This window comes from Pseudomonas sp. stari2, assembly GCF_040760005.1.
Classification (GTDB): Bacteria; Pseudomonadota; Gammaproteobacteria; order Pseudomonadales; family Pseudomonadaceae; genus Aquipseudomonas.
Genome location: NZ_CP099760.1, coordinates 5,302,433 through 5,317,894, shown reverse-complemented (window position 1 = coordinate 5,317,894; position 15,462 = coordinate 5,302,433). Strand labels below are relative to the sequence as shown.

Sequence of the window (15,462 nt, the reverse complement as noted above, 5' to 3'; positions counted from 1 at the left end):
TAAACAGCCGATTTAGCGATTAAGGAGTATTGGGGTGTCGAGTACCGAAGACGAACAGTTGGCGGATTTGAAGGACTGGTGGACACGCAACGGCAAACCTCTGGTCACTGGCGGCCTGTTGGCGCTGGTCATCGTGTTCGGCTGGCAGGCATTTCACAAGTATCAGAGCAACCAGTCGCAAGGCGCCTCGGTGCTCTATCAGCAATTGCTGGAAACCACGCTGACTCCGGACGGCAAGCCTGACGCCGCGCGCGTCGCGGATCTGGCCGGCAAGCTCAACAGCGAGTTCGGCGGTACGGCCTATGCGCAGTACGGCAGTCTGTTCGTGGCCAAGGTTGCGGTCGACAGCGGCAAGCTGGACGACGCGGCGACCGAACTGAAAGCCATCGTTGCCAAACCGGCCAACGCGGCGCTGGGCGAAATCGCCCGTCAGCGTCTGGCGCAGGTGCTGGGCGCACAGAACAAGGCGGATGAAGCCCTGAAACTGCTTGAAGGCGATGCCGACAAGTCGTTCCTGGCCACTCGCGAAGAACTCAAGGGCGACCTGCTGGTACAGCTGGGCCGCACTGACGAAGCGAACGCGGCGTATCAAAAAGCCAAGGCGGCACTGTCGGATGAAGCGGCAGTCGGTGGCCTTCAAATCAAGCTGGACGACCTGGCCAAAGGGGATGCGTGACGTGATCGGTTGGAAGCATGCAGCATTGCTGGCTCTGGCCATTCTGGCCACGGGTTGCAGCAGCAACAGCACCAAGGAACTGCCACCGGCCGAACTGACTTCCTTCAAGGAAGAAGTGGTTCTGCACAAAGTGTGGAGTCGTTCGATCGGTGACGGTCAGGGCGAAACCTACAACATGCTGGTGCCGGCGATCGATGGTGACACCATCTATGCAGCCGACGTGACTGGCATCGTGATGGCCATGGATCGCAGCAACGGCGACGTGAAGTGGAAGAAAGAACTGGATGTGCCAGTTTCCGGCGCCGTCGGCGTGGGTTACGGTCTGGTTCTGGTCGGCACGCTGCGTGGCGACGTCATCGCTCTCGACACCATCAACGGTGAAGAAAAGTGGCGCGCTCGCGTGACCAGTGAAGTGTTGGCGCCTCCAGCCAGCAACGGCGACATCGTGGTCGTGCAAACCCAGGACGATCGTCTGATCGGTCTGGATGCATCCACCGGTCAACAGCGCTGGGTGTATGACAGCACTCCGGCCGTACTGACCCTGCGTGGCACCAGTGCGCCGCTCGCGACCAACCGCCTCGCGGTGGCTGGTCTGTCGACCGGTAAAGTGGTCGCTCTGGACATTTCCAACGGCGTGCCGGTCTGGGAACAACGGATCGCGATTCCACAAGGTCGTTCGGAACTGGAGCGCGTGGTCGACATCGACGGCGGTCTGCTGCTGTCCGGCGGCACACTGTACGTTGCCAGCTATCAGGGTCGCGTTGCGGCACTGGACCTGGAAAGCGGCCGTCAACTGTGGCAGCGCGATGCGTCGAGCTACGCCGGTATCGCTCAGGGTTTCGGCAACGTCTACGTGAGTCTGTCTTCGGGCACCGTTGAAGGCGTCGACGAGCGTTCGACCACTGCACTGTGGACCAACGACTCGCTGGCACGCCGTCAACTGTCGGCTCCGGAAGTGTTCTCCAGCTACGTTGCAGTCGGTGACCTGGAAGGTTACCTGCATCTGCTGAGTCAGGTGGACGGTCGTTTCGTCGGCCGTGAGCGCATCGACAGCGACGGCCTGCGTGCCCGTCCGCTGGTGGTGGGTGACACGATTTACGTGTATGGCAACAGCGGCAAACTGGAAGCCCTGACCATCAAGTAATGGTTTGACTATGCTTGGGGTTGATCCCCAAGCGGCCCTGCTCCGGCAGGGTTTGCAACACCCATGGGTGTTGCCCCGAGCACCAGCCGCTGCCTCGCAGCGGCTTTTGTATTTTCTGAAATAACGAAGTGGAGAGCCGCATGGTTCCCGTAATCGCCCTGGTGGGCCGACCGAACGTCGGCAAGTCCACCTTGTTCAACCGCCTGACCAGGACTCGCGACGCCATCGTCGGCGACTTGTCCGGTCTGACCCGTGATCGCCAGTACGGTGAGGCCAAGTGGCAAGGGCGTTCCTACATTCTGATCGACACCGGCGGTATCTCCGGTGACGAGCATGGTATGGACGAAAAAATGGCCGAGCAGTCGCTGCTGGCCATCGAAGAAGCGGATGTCGTTCTGTTCCTGGTAGATGCCAAGGCGGGCTTCACCGCCGCCGACCAGATGATCGGCGAACACCTGCGCAAACGTAACAAGCGTTCCTACGTGGTCGCCAACAAGGTCGACAACATCGATCCGGAAATGGCTCGCGCCGAATTCGCGCCGATGGGCATGGGCGATGCGATCCCGATTGCCGGTGCTCATGGTCGTGGCATCACTCAATTGCTGGAAATCGCCCTGAGCGAATTCCCGAAAGATGAGGACGAGCCGCAGGAAGGCGAAGAGCAGGAAGAAGTCGCCGAAGGCGAGGAAGCCAAGCGCATTCCAGGCCCGAGCGAAAAGGACGGCATCAAGATCGCCATCATCGGCCGGCCGAACGTCGGCAAGTCGACGCTGGTCAACCGCATGCTGGGTGAAGAACGAGTGATCGTTTACGACCAGCCGGGCACCACTCGCGACAGTATCTACATCCCGTTCGAGCGTAACGACGAGAAGTACACGCTGATCGACACTGCCGGTGTGCGCAAGCGCGGCAAGATCCATGAAGAAGTCGAAAAGTTCTCCGTGGTCAAAACCCTGCAGGCGATCAAAGACGCCAACGTGGTGATCTTTGTGATGGACGCCCGCGAAGGTGTGGTCGACCACGACCTCAACCTGCTCGGCTTTGCCCTCGAGTCCGGCCGTGCGCTGGTCATCGCGCTGAACAAGTGGGATGGCATGACTCCGGGCGAGCGTGACTACGTGAAGACCGAACTGGAACGCCGGTTGTTCTTCGTCGACTTCGCCGACATCCACTTCATCTCGGCCCTGCACGGCACCGGCGTGGGCAACCTCTACGCTTCGGTGCAGAACTCGTTCAAGTCGGCGGTCACCCGCTGGCCGACCAGCCGTCTGACCCAGATCCTCGAAGACGCGGTCAGCGAGCACCAGCCACCGATGGTCAACGGCCGCCGGATCAAGCTGCGCTATGCCCACCTCGGTGGCGCCAACCCGCCGCTGATCGTGATCCACGGCAACCAGATCGAGAAAGTGCCTAATTCATACGTGCGCTATCTGGAAAACACTTACCGCCGTGTGCTCAAACTGGTCGGTACGCCGATCCGTATCGAGTTCAAGGGCGGCGAGAACCCGTACGAAGGCAACAAGAACACGCTGACCGACCGCCAGGTCAACAAGAAGCGTCGTTTGATGTCGCATAACAAGAAGGCCAGCAAGAAGCGCCGCGACAAGCGCTGATCCCGGTCATCAAGAGAGAAGGGCGCCGTCTGGCGCCCTTTTTTTATGGACGCCGGATGGGCTATCCTCGGGCTCTCCCGCGCCGTCGTCAGTGCCGGGGCAGAGCAGGGAACCCCGATGATCAACAGCAAGCTGCCGAATGTCGGCATCACTATTTTTACGCAGATGTCTCAGCTCGCGGCACAGACCGGAGCCATCAACCTGTCCCAGGGTTTTCCCGATTTCGACGGCCCGCAGTCGCTGCGCGATGCGGTCGGTAGGCACATCGCCAGCGGCCATAACCAGTATTCGCCCATGACCGGCCTGCCGGCCCTGCGCCAACAGATTGCGGCGAAGATCGCCCGCAGCTATGGCGTGAATGTCGATGCCGATCATGAAGTGACCGTCACCCCCGGCGCGACTCAGGCGATCTTCTGTGCGATCCAGGCGGTTATCCACAGCGGCGATGAGGTCATCGTGTTCGACCCAGCCTATGACAGCTACGAGCCGTCGGTAGAACTGGCCGGTGGGCGCTGCGTGCATGTGCAGTTGGGGCTGAAGGATTTCTCCATCGACTTCGACAAGCTCAGTGCAGCGCTGAGCCCGCGCACGCGGATGATCATCCTCAACACCCCGCACAACCCCAGCGGCGCCCTGATCAGCCGCGCAGAGCTGGACCAGTTGGCGGCGCTGATCCGTGATCGCGACATCTATGTGATCAGCGACGAAGTCTACGAACACCTGGTATACGACGGCGTTCCGCATGTGAGTGTGCTGGCCCATGAAGAGCTGTATCAGCGTGCCTTCGTGGTCAGTTCGTTCGGCAAGACCTATCACGTCACGGGTTGGAAAACCGGTTACGTCGTGGCGCCACCAGCGCTGACTGCCGAGCTGCGCAAAGTGCACCAGTACGTCAGCTTCTGTGGCGTGACGCCGCTGCAATATGCGCTGGCCGATTACATGGCCGAGTATCCGGAACACGTCGAAGAGCTGCCGGGTTTCTATCAGGCCAAGCGCGATCTGTTCTGTGATCTGCTGGCGCCGTCGCGATTCAGCTTCACCCGGGTCACCGGCACCTATTTCCAACTGGTCGATTACTCGCAGATCCGTCCCGACCTGAACGACGTCGAGATGGCGATGTGGATGACTCGCGAACATGGTGTAGCGAGTATTCCAGTGTCGGTGTTCTACCAGAGTCCACCTGAAGGCCAGCGCCTGGTGCGCCTGTGCTTCGCCAAACGCGAGGAGACGCTGCGGGAAGCGGCGGCAAAACTATGCGTGATCTGAGTGCATTACCCGATCTCAACCTGGCGCTGATCCAGACCAGCCTGGCCTGGCATGATCGTCAGGCCAATCTCGAGCATTTCGACGCGCTGCTGGAGCAGGCGCGCGGTGCGGATCTGATCATCCTGCCGGAAATGTTCACCACCGGATTCTCCATGGAGTCCGAAACCCTGGCCGAAGCCGAAAACGGCCCGACCAGCAAATGGATGAAGGCACAGGCGGCGAAGCTCAATGCGGTGATCACCGGCAGCGTGATCATCCAGGCCGCCGACGGCAGCCATCGCAATCGCCTGCTATGGGCGCGCCCCGACGGCGAAGTGTGGCATTACGACAAGCGCCATCTGTTCCGCATGGCCGGCGAGCACAATCACTACACGCCCGGCGAACGTCAGGTGCAGTTCGAACTCAAGGGCTGGCGCATCCGGCCGCTGATTTGCTATGACTTGCGTTTCCCTGTGTGGAGCCGTGATGCACAAGATACCGACCTGCTGCTGTACACCGCCAACTGGCCGGGCGCGCGGCGTCTGCACTGGAACCGTTTGCTGCCGGCGCGGGCGATTGAAAACCTGTGCTATGTGGCAGCCGTGAATCGTGTCGGCACTGACGGCAAGGGGTTTGCCTACACCGGCGACAGTCAGGTGCTGGACTTCCAGGGCGAGACCTTGCTGGCGGCGGGCGAGGCGGACGGGGTGTTCAAGGCCGTACTGGAAGCGGCACCGCTGGCGGCTTACCGCGAGCGATTCCCGGCGAATCTGGATGCGGACACGTTCGAGTTCACCTGATACCCGAATCTGATCATTCCCACATAGTGTGTGGGAATGATCAGAACAAAAAAGGCCCCGAGGCGTAAACCCCGGGGCCTTTCGCATTTGAGCGGTGAATTTACGCCGCTTTCGCTTCCGGCTGGCTCAGCGAGCGATTGAGCGCGCTGAACAGTGCCTTGAAGCTGGCGGTGGTGATGTTTTCATCGATACCCACGCCGTGCACGGCACGTTCGCCATTTACGCGCAGCTCGATGTAAGCCGCTGCCTTGGCGTTGGTGCCCGCGCCGATGGCGTGTTCGTTGTAGTCCATGATCTCCACCGGAATCGGCAGGCCGGCCACCAGTGCTTCCAGCGCACCGTTGCCCTTGCCGCGCCAGTGCAGGTTGGTTTCGCCCTGGCCCTTGCTCGCCACTTCCACTTCGACGGCGCTGTGGCCGTTCTCTTCCTGCAGGCGATGGCTGACCAGCGCATAAGGGGTGTTGGCTTGCAGGTACTCGGTGTGCAGCAGCGAGTGGATCTGCTGGGCGGTCATTTCCAGGCCCAGACGATCGGTTTCACGCTGCACGACCTGGCTGAACTCGATCTGCATGCGGCGCGGCAGGCTGATGCCGTATTCCTGCTCCAGCAGGTAGGCGATACCGCCCTTGCCCGACTGGCTGTTGACGCGGATCACCGCCTCGTAGCTGCGGCCGATGTCGGCCGGGTCGATCGGCAGGTATGGCACTTCCCACAGGGTGTCCGGTTTCTGCTGGGCGAAGCCCTTGCGGATCGCGTCCTGGTGGGAGCCGGAGAACGCGGTGTGCACCAGGTCGCCGACGTACGGGTGACGCGGGTGAACCTGAATCTGGTTGCACTCTTCGACGACTTTGCGCACGCCGTCGATATCGGAGAAGTCCAGCTGCGGGTCGAGGCCCTGGGTATACATGTTCAGTGCCACGGTGACGAGGTCGACGTTGCCGGTGCGCTCGCCGTTGCCGAACAGGCAACCTTCGACGCGGTCGGCGCCTGCCATCAGGCCCAGCTCGGTGGCGGCCACGCCAGTGCCACGGTCGTTGTGGGTGTGCAGACTGATGATCACGCTGTCACGACGGTTGATGTTGCGGTGGAACCACTCGATCTGGTCGGCGTAGACGTTCGGGGTCGCGCATTCAACGGTGGCCGGCAGGTTGAGGATGATCTTGTGCTCGGGCGTCGGGTTCCAGACCTCGATCACGGCGTCACAGACTTCCTTGGCGAACTCCAGCTCGGTGGCGCTGAAGGTTTCCGGCGAGTATTCGAAGGTCCACTCGGTGTCCGGCTGCATGGCTGCGTATTTCACGAACAGCTTGGCGGCGTTCACGGCGATGGCCTTGATCCCGTCCTTGTCCTGATTGAACACGATGCGACGGAAAGAAGGGGAGGTGGCGTTGTACAGGTGAACAATCGCCTTCTTCGCCCCGCGCAGGGATTCGAAAGTACGCTCGATCAGGTCTTCACGACCCTGGGTCAGCACCTGAATGGTGGTGTCGTCCGGGATGTGGCCGTCTTCGATCAGGGTACGCACGAAGTCGAAGTCGGTTTGCGAAGCCGCCGGGAACGACGCCTCGATTTCCTTCACGCCCACCTGCACCAGGGTTTTCCAGAAGCGCAGCTTTTTCACCGCGTCCATCGGCTCGATCAACGACTGGTTGCCGTCGCGCAGGTCGGAGCTGCACCAGATCGGCGCGGCATCGATGGTTTTCGACGGCCAGGTGCGATCCGGCAGGTTGATCACAGGAAACGCGCGGTATTTCGAAGACGGGTCTTTGAGCATGCTCATCGGGAAATTCCTTATTGTCTGGGCCGAAAAGAGGCGGCCTGCCGGTGGAACGAATGTTCGGGGAGAAGCTTGGGACGAGGCGCAGCGATTCAGCCCGGCAGTCGTGCGCTGACGAGGCACAGGCTGCGGTGCTGGCGAAGCTGAATAAGGGTGTGAGAGGTTTTCATGCCTTCAACCCTAACCGCGAGGGATGAGGATGGCAAGCAATCGAAAAAAATTGAGAGGAATACCCGGAAAGCAGTTTTTTCCGAGATTTTATTCTTGATATGGCGGCTATTGTTGGCGGAGATTGCGCGGACCATTCGTCGTGCGCAATCCCCGTAGGAGGGTGTTCAGTCTGAAATCAGGGCTGGAAAGCCCCAATGAAAATCGCCGGATCGACTCGCGCATCGTTCAGGCTGACGTTCCAGTGCATGTGCGGCCCGGTCGCCCGACCAGTGGCGCCAACCTTGCCCACCAGCGCGCCGCGAGCCAGTTGCTGGCCGTTCTGCACATCAATTTTCGACATGTGGCAGAACATGCTGATGAAGCCCTGGCCGTGGTCGACGAACACGGTGTTGCCATTGAAGAAGTAATTGCCGATCAGGATCACCTTGCCCGCTGCCGGGGTCTTGATCGGCGTGCCGGCCGGCACCGCGAAGTCGAGGCCTGCGTGAGGGTTGCGCTCTTCACCGTTGAAGAAACGGCGCACGCCAAACTTGCTCGACAACGGTCCGTTGACCGGTTTGTCCAGCAGCAGGTTGCTCGGGGTATTCGGACTGAAACTGCGGTAGGCCTTGATCTGCTCGGCCAGCTCACCCTCGATGCGCTTCAGGTTCGCCGGGTTCGGATTGACCTGCTGAGTGTTCTTCAGCGTGATGTGCTGTTCCGGGTACTTCTTGTTGCCTACGGTGAAGTTCAAATTCTTGCCGCCACTGCTGATCTGCTGGGTGCCGGGCTTGACGGTCAACGGAATGCCGACAATCGCCAGCCAGTTGTTCTGTTCCTTGACCACCAGCACCGGTTTGCCCTGATACGTGGCTTTCGGCGCTTGCGCAGAGCTCCCCAGATCGACGACAGCTACGCCGCCCGGCACCGGTTTGTTCAGCAAGCGTGTGATGTAACTGTCGGCGTGGGCGTTGAAGGCCAGGCACAGCAACAGCAGCGGAGCAAGAAAACGCGGCATGGATCAGTCCAGTAAAGAAAGGGTGACGGGCGTCAGGTGATTGTCCTCGACGCGCACTTGCAGTTCGCCTTCACCCAGTCTGGCCTTGAGGCGTTGGCCAGTGTGGGTTTGCGCAGCGTTGCGAATCGCGTTGCCACGCTCGTCGAGCAGAATGCTGTAGCCGCGACCGAGGGTCGCCAGCGGGCTGACCACGTGCAGGGTCTGCATCTGGCTTTGCAGCTGAAGGCGCCGACGTTTCAGGCCTTCGTTCATGGCGCGTGGCAGGCGTTCGGCGAGGCTGTCGAGGCGCTGGCGCAGCAGGGCCAGTTGCCGTCCGGGGTGTTGCCCGGCGAGGCGGGTTTCCAGACGAATCAGGCGTTCGCGGCGGGTATTGAGCTGGCGCTCGAAGGCCCGGCGCATGCGCATGTCCAGGTCATCAAGACGCTGTGCCTGCTGGCGCAGACGTTCGCCGGGATGGCGCAAGCGGCGGGTCATGCCCTCAAGGCGCAGGCGATCGCGCATCAGGCGGTCACGCATGCGCATCACCAGTCGGCGGTGCAGGCTTTCGACCTGACGGATCAGGTGGCTGGAATCCGGGGCAAGCAGTTCAGCAGCGGCGGACGGCGTCGGTGCGCGAACGTCCGCCACGAAGTCGCTGATCGACACGTCGGTTTCATGGCCGACTGCGCTGACAATCGGCGTGACGCAGGCATCCACCGCCCGGGCCACAGCCTCTTCGTTGAAGCACCAGAGATCTTCCAGCGAGCCGCCGCCGCGCGCCAGTATCAGCGCGTCGAAGCCACGGGCATCCGCCAGTTTGAGGGCGCGGACGATCTGCGCGGTGGCTTCGCGACCTTGAACGGCGGTGGGGATCAGCGTCAGCTTGACCTGTGGCGCACGGCGGCGGAACACGCTGATGATGTCGCGGATCACCGCACCAGTCGGCGAACTGATGATGCCGATGTGTTGCGGATGGGTCGGCAGCGGTACTTTGCGCTCGGCACTGAACAAACCTTCGGCACTGAGCTTTTCCTTCAAGGCATCGAAGGCCAGACGCAGCGCACCGTCACCGGCAGGCTCCACGGTGTCGAGGATCAACTGATAGTCGCCACGCCCTTCGAACAGCGAGACCTTGCCGCGCACCTTGACCGCCAGGCCATCCTTCAGCGCCTGGCGCACCCGCGCAGCATTCTGGCGGAACAACGCACAACGCACCTGCGCGCCGCTGTCCTTGAGGGTGAAATACACGTGGCCGGACGCCGGGCGGGCGAGGTTGGAGATTTCGCCTTCGACCCAGATGTTGCTGAACACGTCTTCGAGCAACACCCGCGCGCGGCCGTTGAGCTGGCTGACGGTCAGGACTTCGCGGTCAAGGCCGAGTCTTGCAAAGGGATCTTTAATCATGGGGCGCAGTTTAAAGGCATTCGCCGGTGAATGTCTGGAGGAAGTGTTGCACCAGAGGTGTGGGATTTTGCCGAGAGGCGAGGGCGACGGTGCTCTGGCAATCGCCGGTCAGCGGCAGAAATCTCACACCGGCGGGCGCGATGTCCTGCATTGATTCCGGTAGCAGGGCGATGCCGAATCCGGCCTGGATCAATTGCAGTTGTGTGGTCTTGCGCGACATCACCCGCGCAGCCTGAGGGAAAAAGCCGTGACGCATGCACAGGTCGGCGCACAAATAGCTCAGCCCGCCGCGCTGCGGATGCGGGATGGAGATGAACGCTTCATCCTTCAATTGCGCCAGATCGACTGCCTCTGTCAAAGCCAGTCGATGATCCGCCGGCACGGCAAGCAGCAAGCGCTCGCTGTAGAGCGGCACAACCTGAACACCTTCGCGCTGACGCAGCACCGGCAGACGCAGCAAGCCGATGTCGAGCCGACCCTCTGCCAGTTCTTCGAGCTGTGCTTCCGAGGAGAGCGTGCCGATGTCCAGTGAAACCCCGGGTTGCTGCTCCAGGTAAGTACTCATGTCGCGCAATAATCGGCCACTGATCGGCACGGTGCTGGAGTGACACAGGCGCAAGGTGCCGCGCCGGCCGTGGCCAATTTCCGTGGCCAGGGTGCTGGCCTTGTTCAATTCATTGAGCAGGTTTCTCGCCCGGGGCAGGAATGCTTCGCCAGCGGCGGTAAGCCGGGGCTGGCGTGCCGTGCGTTCGAACAGCGGTGTTTGCAGGCGGGTTTCCATGTCCTTGATCTGCCGGCTCAGCGCCGATTGGGCGATGAACAGACGCTCGGCGGCGGCGCTGAAGCTGCCACACTCGGAAATTTCCACGAAGTAGCGCAATTGACGGGTTGAAAGCACGAGACATGCCTTTTCGAGATGGCTTGGCGGTTTCGATGATATTAGTCGCAACCCTCGGCGCTGGCTAAAGTCATCGCAGGCTTATTAAAGGAAGCGAGCGGATGAGTGTGGCGGGGTTGTTGAGCGAATGGTCGTGGGGCTTCGGGGGTTGGGCAGCCCTCGGAGTGGGTGTCGCGCTGGCTTACATTGTGTTCGGCATTGCCGGTTTTGGCACGGCGCTGGTGGCGGGGCCGATTCTGATCCTGTTCATGCCGCTGTCGAAAATCGTGCCGTTGCTGGTGTTGCTGGATTTCGTCGCGGCGTTCGGCAATCTGCTGCCGTCGCGGCGAGATGTGGCGAAGCCGGAGTTGCTGCGGCTGCTGCCGTGCATGGCGGTCGGGTGCACGCTGGGGGTGATTTTTCTGCTCAACCTCAAGTCCGATCTGCTGTTGTTGCTGATGGGACTGTTCATCAGCGCCTATGCGGTTTACAGCTTGTGGATCAAGGCCCGGCCGGCGCAGTTGTCCGCGATGTGGGCGTTGCCGATGGGCACCGTGGGCGGACTGTTCGGGGCGTTGTTCGGCAGTGGCGGCTTTCTTTATGCAATCTACCTCAACAGCCGGCTGCCCAAGGACGCGGCGCGGGCCACGCAAAGTGCGCTGATCAGTTGCAGCACGGTGGTGCGTTTGAGTCTGTTCGCCATCGCCGGGGTGTATGCCGAGCTACCCTTGTTGATGCTGGCGCTGTGTCTGTTGCCGGCCATGGCGCTGGGCTTGTGGATTGGACGGCGGCTGACGATGCGTTTGTCCCGCGAAGCCTTTGTGCGGCTGGTGACCTGGCTGGTGCTGGCGAGCGGGTTGGCGCTGATCGGACGCTATTTAAGCACTTGACCGGATTGTCTCAGGGATTAAGCTGCCGGCCGCGTTCGTCGCAGAACATCCTTTGACGCAGCAGGCTTGCACCATGAACTCCCAAAGCATCATCGTCCCGAAAATCTCCAACCTGCCGGTGCACGAGCCCCGGGCCCGGGCGATCCTGCGCTGGCTGGTGCGCAAAAACATCGTCAAGGAAGAGTTGAGTACCTGCGGGCGTACCGGTAACCGAATGGCCTACGCCATCGCCGATGGCGCCCGCGCGGTGGTGCTGCACCCCGAGGCGCTGCCGTTCGGTGAGCCGATCAATGGCCTTGAGGTCATTACCAAGCGCTGCATCTACACCCCGGCCAAGGGTTTTCTCGAAGAGGCCGGTTGCGCCGAGTGCCGCCAGGAAATCGGCGAAGCGCTATTCGAAAGTCTGGAAGACTGGATGCCGGGCCGTACCGACAACTTCACCTGCCCCGAGTGCGGGCATGAAGACGACATCAACGGTTTTCTGTATTTGCAGGAATGCGGGTTTTCCAACCTCGGCTTCATCTTCAATAACTGGCTGGAGGCGGGGTTCAAGCAGAGTTTCATCGACGAATTCGCCGACTGGCTGGATCAACCGGTGAGCTGGGTCAAGGTCGAGTTGTAGGGGCCGCTTTTTCCGTACATCAGCAACATTGATATAAGACAAGTTTTACATTGAACCCGAAGGGGTGTCTGACTATAATGGCGCGCTTCCATTTTCCCGCTCGGGAGCCCCCGCGATGCTGCGTATCAGCCAAGAAGCTCTGACCTTCGACGACATTCTTTTAGTGCCTGGTTATTCCGAGGTGCTTCCTAACGAAGTCAGTCTCAAGACCCGCCTCACCCGTGGCATCGAACTGAATATTCCTCTGGTTTCTGCCGCCATGGACACCGTTACTGAAGCCCGTCTGGCAATCGCCATGGCTCAGGAAGGTGGCATCGGCATTATCCACAAGAACATGACCATCGAGCAGCAAGCTGCTGAAGTCCGCAAGGTCAAGAAGTTCGAAGCCGGTGTGGTCAAGGACCCAATCACCATCGAGGCTGACGCCACGGTACGTGATCTGTTTGAACTGACCCGCATGCACAACATTTCCGGCGTTCCGGTCCTGCACGATGGCGACCTGGTCGGCATCGTCACTTCCCGTGACGTACGCTTCGAATCCCGTCTGGAAGCCACCGTTCGTGAAGTGATGACGCCCAAAGAGCGTCTGGTCACTGTTCGCGAAGGCGCCGACAAGAACGAAGTCCGCGAGCTGCTGCACAAGCACCGCCTGGAAAAAGTCCTGATCGTCGATGACAAGTTTGCCCTCAAAGGCATGATGACCGTCAAAGACATCGAAAAAGCCAAGGCTTACCCGCTGGCCAGCAAGGACGACCAAGGTCGTCTGCGTGTCGGCGCTGCAGTCGGTACCGGTAAAGACACCGGTGACCGTGTTGCCGCGCTGGTCAATGCCGGTGTGGACGTCGTGGTGGTCGACACCGCTCACGGTCACTCCAAAGGCGTGATCGACCGCGTTCGCTGGGTCAAAGAGAACTTCCCTGAAGTGCAGGTGATCGGCGGCAACATCGCCACCGGCGCAGCCGCCAAGGCCCTGGCCGAAGCCGGCGCCGACGCCGTCAAGGTCGGTATCGGCCCTGGCTCGATCTGCACCACCCGTATCGTCGCCGGTGTCGGCGTTCCGCAAATCAGTGCCATCGCCAACGTCGCCGCTGCCCTCGAAGGCACTGGCGTTCCGTTGATCGCCGACGGCGGCATCCGTTTCTCCGGTGACCTGTCCAAGGCCATCGTGGCCGGTGCTTCCTGCGTGATGATGGGCTCGATGTTCGCCGGTACCGAAGAGGCACCGGGCGAAATCGAACTGTTCCAGGGCCGTTCCTACAAGGCTTATCGCGGCATGGGTTCGCTGGGCGCCATGTCCCAGGCTCAAGGTTCCTCCGACCGTTACTTCCAGGATTCCTCGGCAGGTGCCGAGAAGCTCGTTCCGGAAGGCATCGAAGGTCGTGTTCCTTACAAGGGCACCCTGAGCGCGATCATTCACCAGTTGATGGGCGGTCTGCGTTCCTCGATGGGTTACACCGGCAGCGCCAACATCGAAGAGATGCGCACCAAGCCTGAGTTCGTGCGGATCACCGGTGCCGGCATGGCCGAATCCCACGTCCACGACGTGCAGATCACCAAGGAAGCGCCAAACTACCGCGTAGGTTGAGGCTTCAAGCAAAACGTCAAATGACCGGGGCTGTTTTATTCAGCCCCGAGTCGTTTCTGAATCAAGACTGTTTCTGAATTACTTAGACGAGACTGAATCATGGCCCTCGACATTCACGCTCACCGCATCCTGATCCTCGACTTCGGTTCGCAATACACCCAACTGATTGCCCGCCGCGTGCGCGAGATCGGTGTGTACTGCGAACTGCACCCGTTCGACATGGACGAAGATGCGATCCGCGAATTCGCTCCAAAAGGCGTGATCCTCGCCGGCGGTCCCGAGTCCGTACACGAAGCCAACAGCCCGCGTTGCCCGCAAGCGGTGTTCGACCTGGGCGTACCGGTTTTCGGTATCTGCTACGGCATGCAGACCATGGCCGAGCAACTGGGCGGCAAGGTGGAAGGTTCCGAGCTGCGTGAGTTCGGTTATGCCCGTGTTGACGTGGTCGGCAAGAGCCGTCTGCTCGACGGCATCGAAGACCACATCGACGCCGACGGCCTGTTCGGCCTCGACGTGTGGATGAGCCACGGTGACAAGGTCACCAAAATGCCAAGCGATTTCCACATCCTGGCCAGCACCCCGAGCTGCCCGATTGCCGGCATGTTCAACGACGAGCGCGCTTACTACGGCGTGCAGTTCCACCCGGAAGTGACCCATACCAAACAGGGCGGTCGCATCCTGTCGCGTTTCGTTCTCGACATCTGCGGCTGTGAAGCCCTGTGGACTCCGTCGAAGATTGCCGAAGACGCCATCGCCAACATCCGCGCACAGGTCGGTACCGACAACGTGCTGCTGGGTCTGTCCGGCGGTGTGGACTCCTCGGTGGTTGCGGCACTGCTGCACAAGGCCATCGGCGATCAACTGACTTGCGTATTCGTCGACAACGGTCTGTTGCGTCTGCACGAAGGCGAGCAGGTTATGGCCATGTTCGCCGAGAACATGGGCGTCAAGGTTATCCGCGCCAACGCTGAAGACCAGTTCCTGAACAACCTGGCTGGCGAAGCCGATCCAGAGAAGAAGCGCAAGATCATCGGTCGCACCTTCATTGACGTGTTCGATGCCGAATCCTGCAAGCTGGACAACATCAAGTACCTCGCTCAGGGCACCATCTACCCGGACGTGATCGAGTCGGCTGGCGCGAAAAGCGGAAAGGCTCACGTGATCAAGTCGCACCACAACGTGGGCGGCCTGCCGGAAGAGATGAACCTGAAACTGGTCGAACCACTGCGCGAACTGTTCAAGGACGAAGTTCGTCGTCTGGGTCTGGAACTGGGCCTGCCGTACGACATGGTCTACCGCCACCCGTTCCCGGGCCCGGGCCTGGGCGTGCGGATCCTCGGTGAAGTGAAGAAGGAATACGCCGACCTGCTGCGTCGCGCCGACCACATCTTCATCGAAGAACTGCGCAAGGCCGACTGGTATCACAAGGTCAGCCAGGCATTCGTAGTGTTCCAGCCAGTGAAATCGGTTGGCGTGGTCGGCGATGGCCGCCGTTACGCCTGGGTCGTGGCCCTGCGTGCCGTGGAAACCATCGACTTCATGACCGCACGTTGGGCACACCTGCCTTACGAACTGCTGGAAACCGTTTCCGGCCGCATCATCAATGAAATCGAAGGCATCTCCCGCGTCACCTACGACGTGTCGAGCAAGCCGCCGGCGACCATTGAGTGGGAGTGATCCCG

Annotated in this window: 13 protein-coding genes; 9 read left to right on the top strand and 4 right to left on the bottom strand. The window is 60.9% G+C overall.

Going from position 1 to position 15,462, the window contains the following annotated elements; translation table 11 throughout:
• Positions 1-34: 34 nt before the first annotated feature.
• The 5 genes from NH234_RS24280 to NH234_RS24260 all read left to right on the top strand — a co-directional run bounded on the left by NH234_RS24280 (position 35) and on the right by NH234_RS24260 (position 5,478).
• Positions 35-676 carry a tetratricopeptide repeat protein gene (locus tag NH234_RS24280; RefSeq protein WP_085734102.1) on the top strand — a complete coding sequence of 214 codons (642 nt, stop codon included), beginning with the start codon at positions 35-37 and terminating at the stop codon, positions 674-676.
• Positions 669-1,820 carry an outer membrane protein assembly factor BamB gene (gene bamB, locus NH234_RS24275; RefSeq protein ID WP_085734103.1) on the top strand — a complete coding sequence of 384 codons (1,152 nt, stop codon included), beginning with the start codon at positions 669-671 and terminating at the stop codon, positions 1,818-1,820. Before NH234_RS24280 ends, bamB begins: the two co-directional genes overlap by 8 nt.
• 140 nt (positions 1,821-1,960) lie before the next feature.
• Positions 1,961-3,433: a ribosome biogenesis GTPase Der gene (gene der, locus NH234_RS24270; protein ID WP_085699823.1), complete on the top strand. Its 1,473-nt coding sequence runs from the start codon at positions 1,961-1,963 to the stop codon at positions 3,431-3,433.
• Between the two features lie 117 nt (positions 3,434-3,550).
• Positions 3,551-4,699: a pyridoxal phosphate-dependent aminotransferase gene (locus NH234_RS24265; RefSeq protein ID WP_367254498.1), complete on the top strand. Its 1,149-nt coding sequence runs from the start codon at positions 3,551-3,553 to the stop codon at positions 4,697-4,699.
• Positions 4,687-5,478: an amidohydrolase gene (locus tag NH234_RS24260; RefSeq protein ID WP_085734105.1), complete on the top strand. Its 792-nt coding sequence runs from the start codon at positions 4,687-4,689 to the stop codon at positions 5,476-5,478. The genes NH234_RS24265 and NH234_RS24260 overlap by 13 nt, the downstream gene beginning before the upstream one ends.
• A 100-nt stretch (positions 5,479-5,578) precedes the next feature.
• Here NH234_RS24260 and leuA read toward each other — a convergent pair whose 3' ends face one another.
• From leuA to NH234_RS24240, 4 genes are all read right to left on the bottom strand, one after another.
• Positions 5,579-7,258 carry a 2-isopropylmalate synthase gene (gene leuA, locus NH234_RS24255; protein ID WP_085709408.1) on the bottom strand — a complete coding sequence of 560 codons (1,680 nt, stop codon included), beginning with the start codon at positions 7,256-7,258 and terminating at the stop codon, positions 5,579-5,581.
• A 343-nt stretch (positions 7,259-7,601) separates the two neighbouring features.
• Positions 7,602-8,423 carry a peptidoglycan DD-metalloendopeptidase family protein gene (locus tag NH234_RS24250; protein ID WP_367254497.1) on the bottom strand — a complete coding sequence of 274 codons (822 nt, stop codon included), beginning with the start codon at positions 8,421-8,423 and terminating at the stop codon, positions 7,602-7,604.
• A 3-nt stretch (positions 8,424-8,426) separates the two neighbouring features.
• On the bottom strand, positions 8,427-9,806 hold the full coding sequence (gene xseA / locus NH234_RS24245) for an exodeoxyribonuclease VII large subunit (protein ID WP_085734108.1): 1,380 nt from the start codon (positions 9,804-9,806) through the stop codon (positions 8,427-8,429).
• Positions 9,807-9,816: 10 nt separating this feature from the next.
• Positions 9,817-10,704: a LysR family transcriptional regulator gene (locus tag NH234_RS24240; RefSeq protein ID WP_085734109.1), complete on the bottom strand. Its 888-nt coding sequence runs from the start codon at positions 10,702-10,704 to the stop codon at positions 9,817-9,819.
• A 101-nt stretch (positions 10,705-10,805) separates the two neighbouring features.
• On the opposite strand from NH234_RS24240, the gene NH234_RS24235 reads away from it, so the two are divergent.
• From NH234_RS24235 to guaA, 4 genes are all read left to right on the top strand, one after another.
• Positions 10,806-11,573 carry a sulfite exporter TauE/SafE family protein gene (locus NH234_RS24235; protein ID WP_085734110.1) on the top strand — a complete coding sequence of 256 codons (768 nt, stop codon included), beginning with the start codon at positions 10,806-10,808 and terminating at the stop codon, positions 11,571-11,573.
• A 73-nt stretch (positions 11,574-11,646) separates the two neighbouring features.
• Positions 11,647-12,195, top strand: coding sequence for a hypothetical protein (locus tag NH234_RS24230; RefSeq protein ID WP_011335799.1), 549 nt, complete (start codon positions 11,647-11,649; stop codon positions 12,193-12,195).
• Between the two features lie 115 nt (positions 12,196-12,310).
• Positions 12,311-13,780 carry an IMP dehydrogenase gene (gene guaB / locus NH234_RS24225; protein ID WP_085734111.1) on the top strand — a complete coding sequence of 490 codons (1,470 nt, stop codon included), beginning with the start codon at positions 12,311-12,313 and terminating at the stop codon, positions 13,778-13,780.
• Positions 13,781-13,879: 99 nt separating this feature from the next.
• Complete coding sequence (gene guaA / locus NH234_RS24220) at positions 13,880-15,457, top strand: glutamine-hydrolyzing GMP synthase (protein WP_011335797.1); 1,578 nt, start codon at positions 13,880-13,882, stop codon at positions 15,455-15,457.
• Positions 15,458-15,462 lie beyond the last annotated feature (5 nt).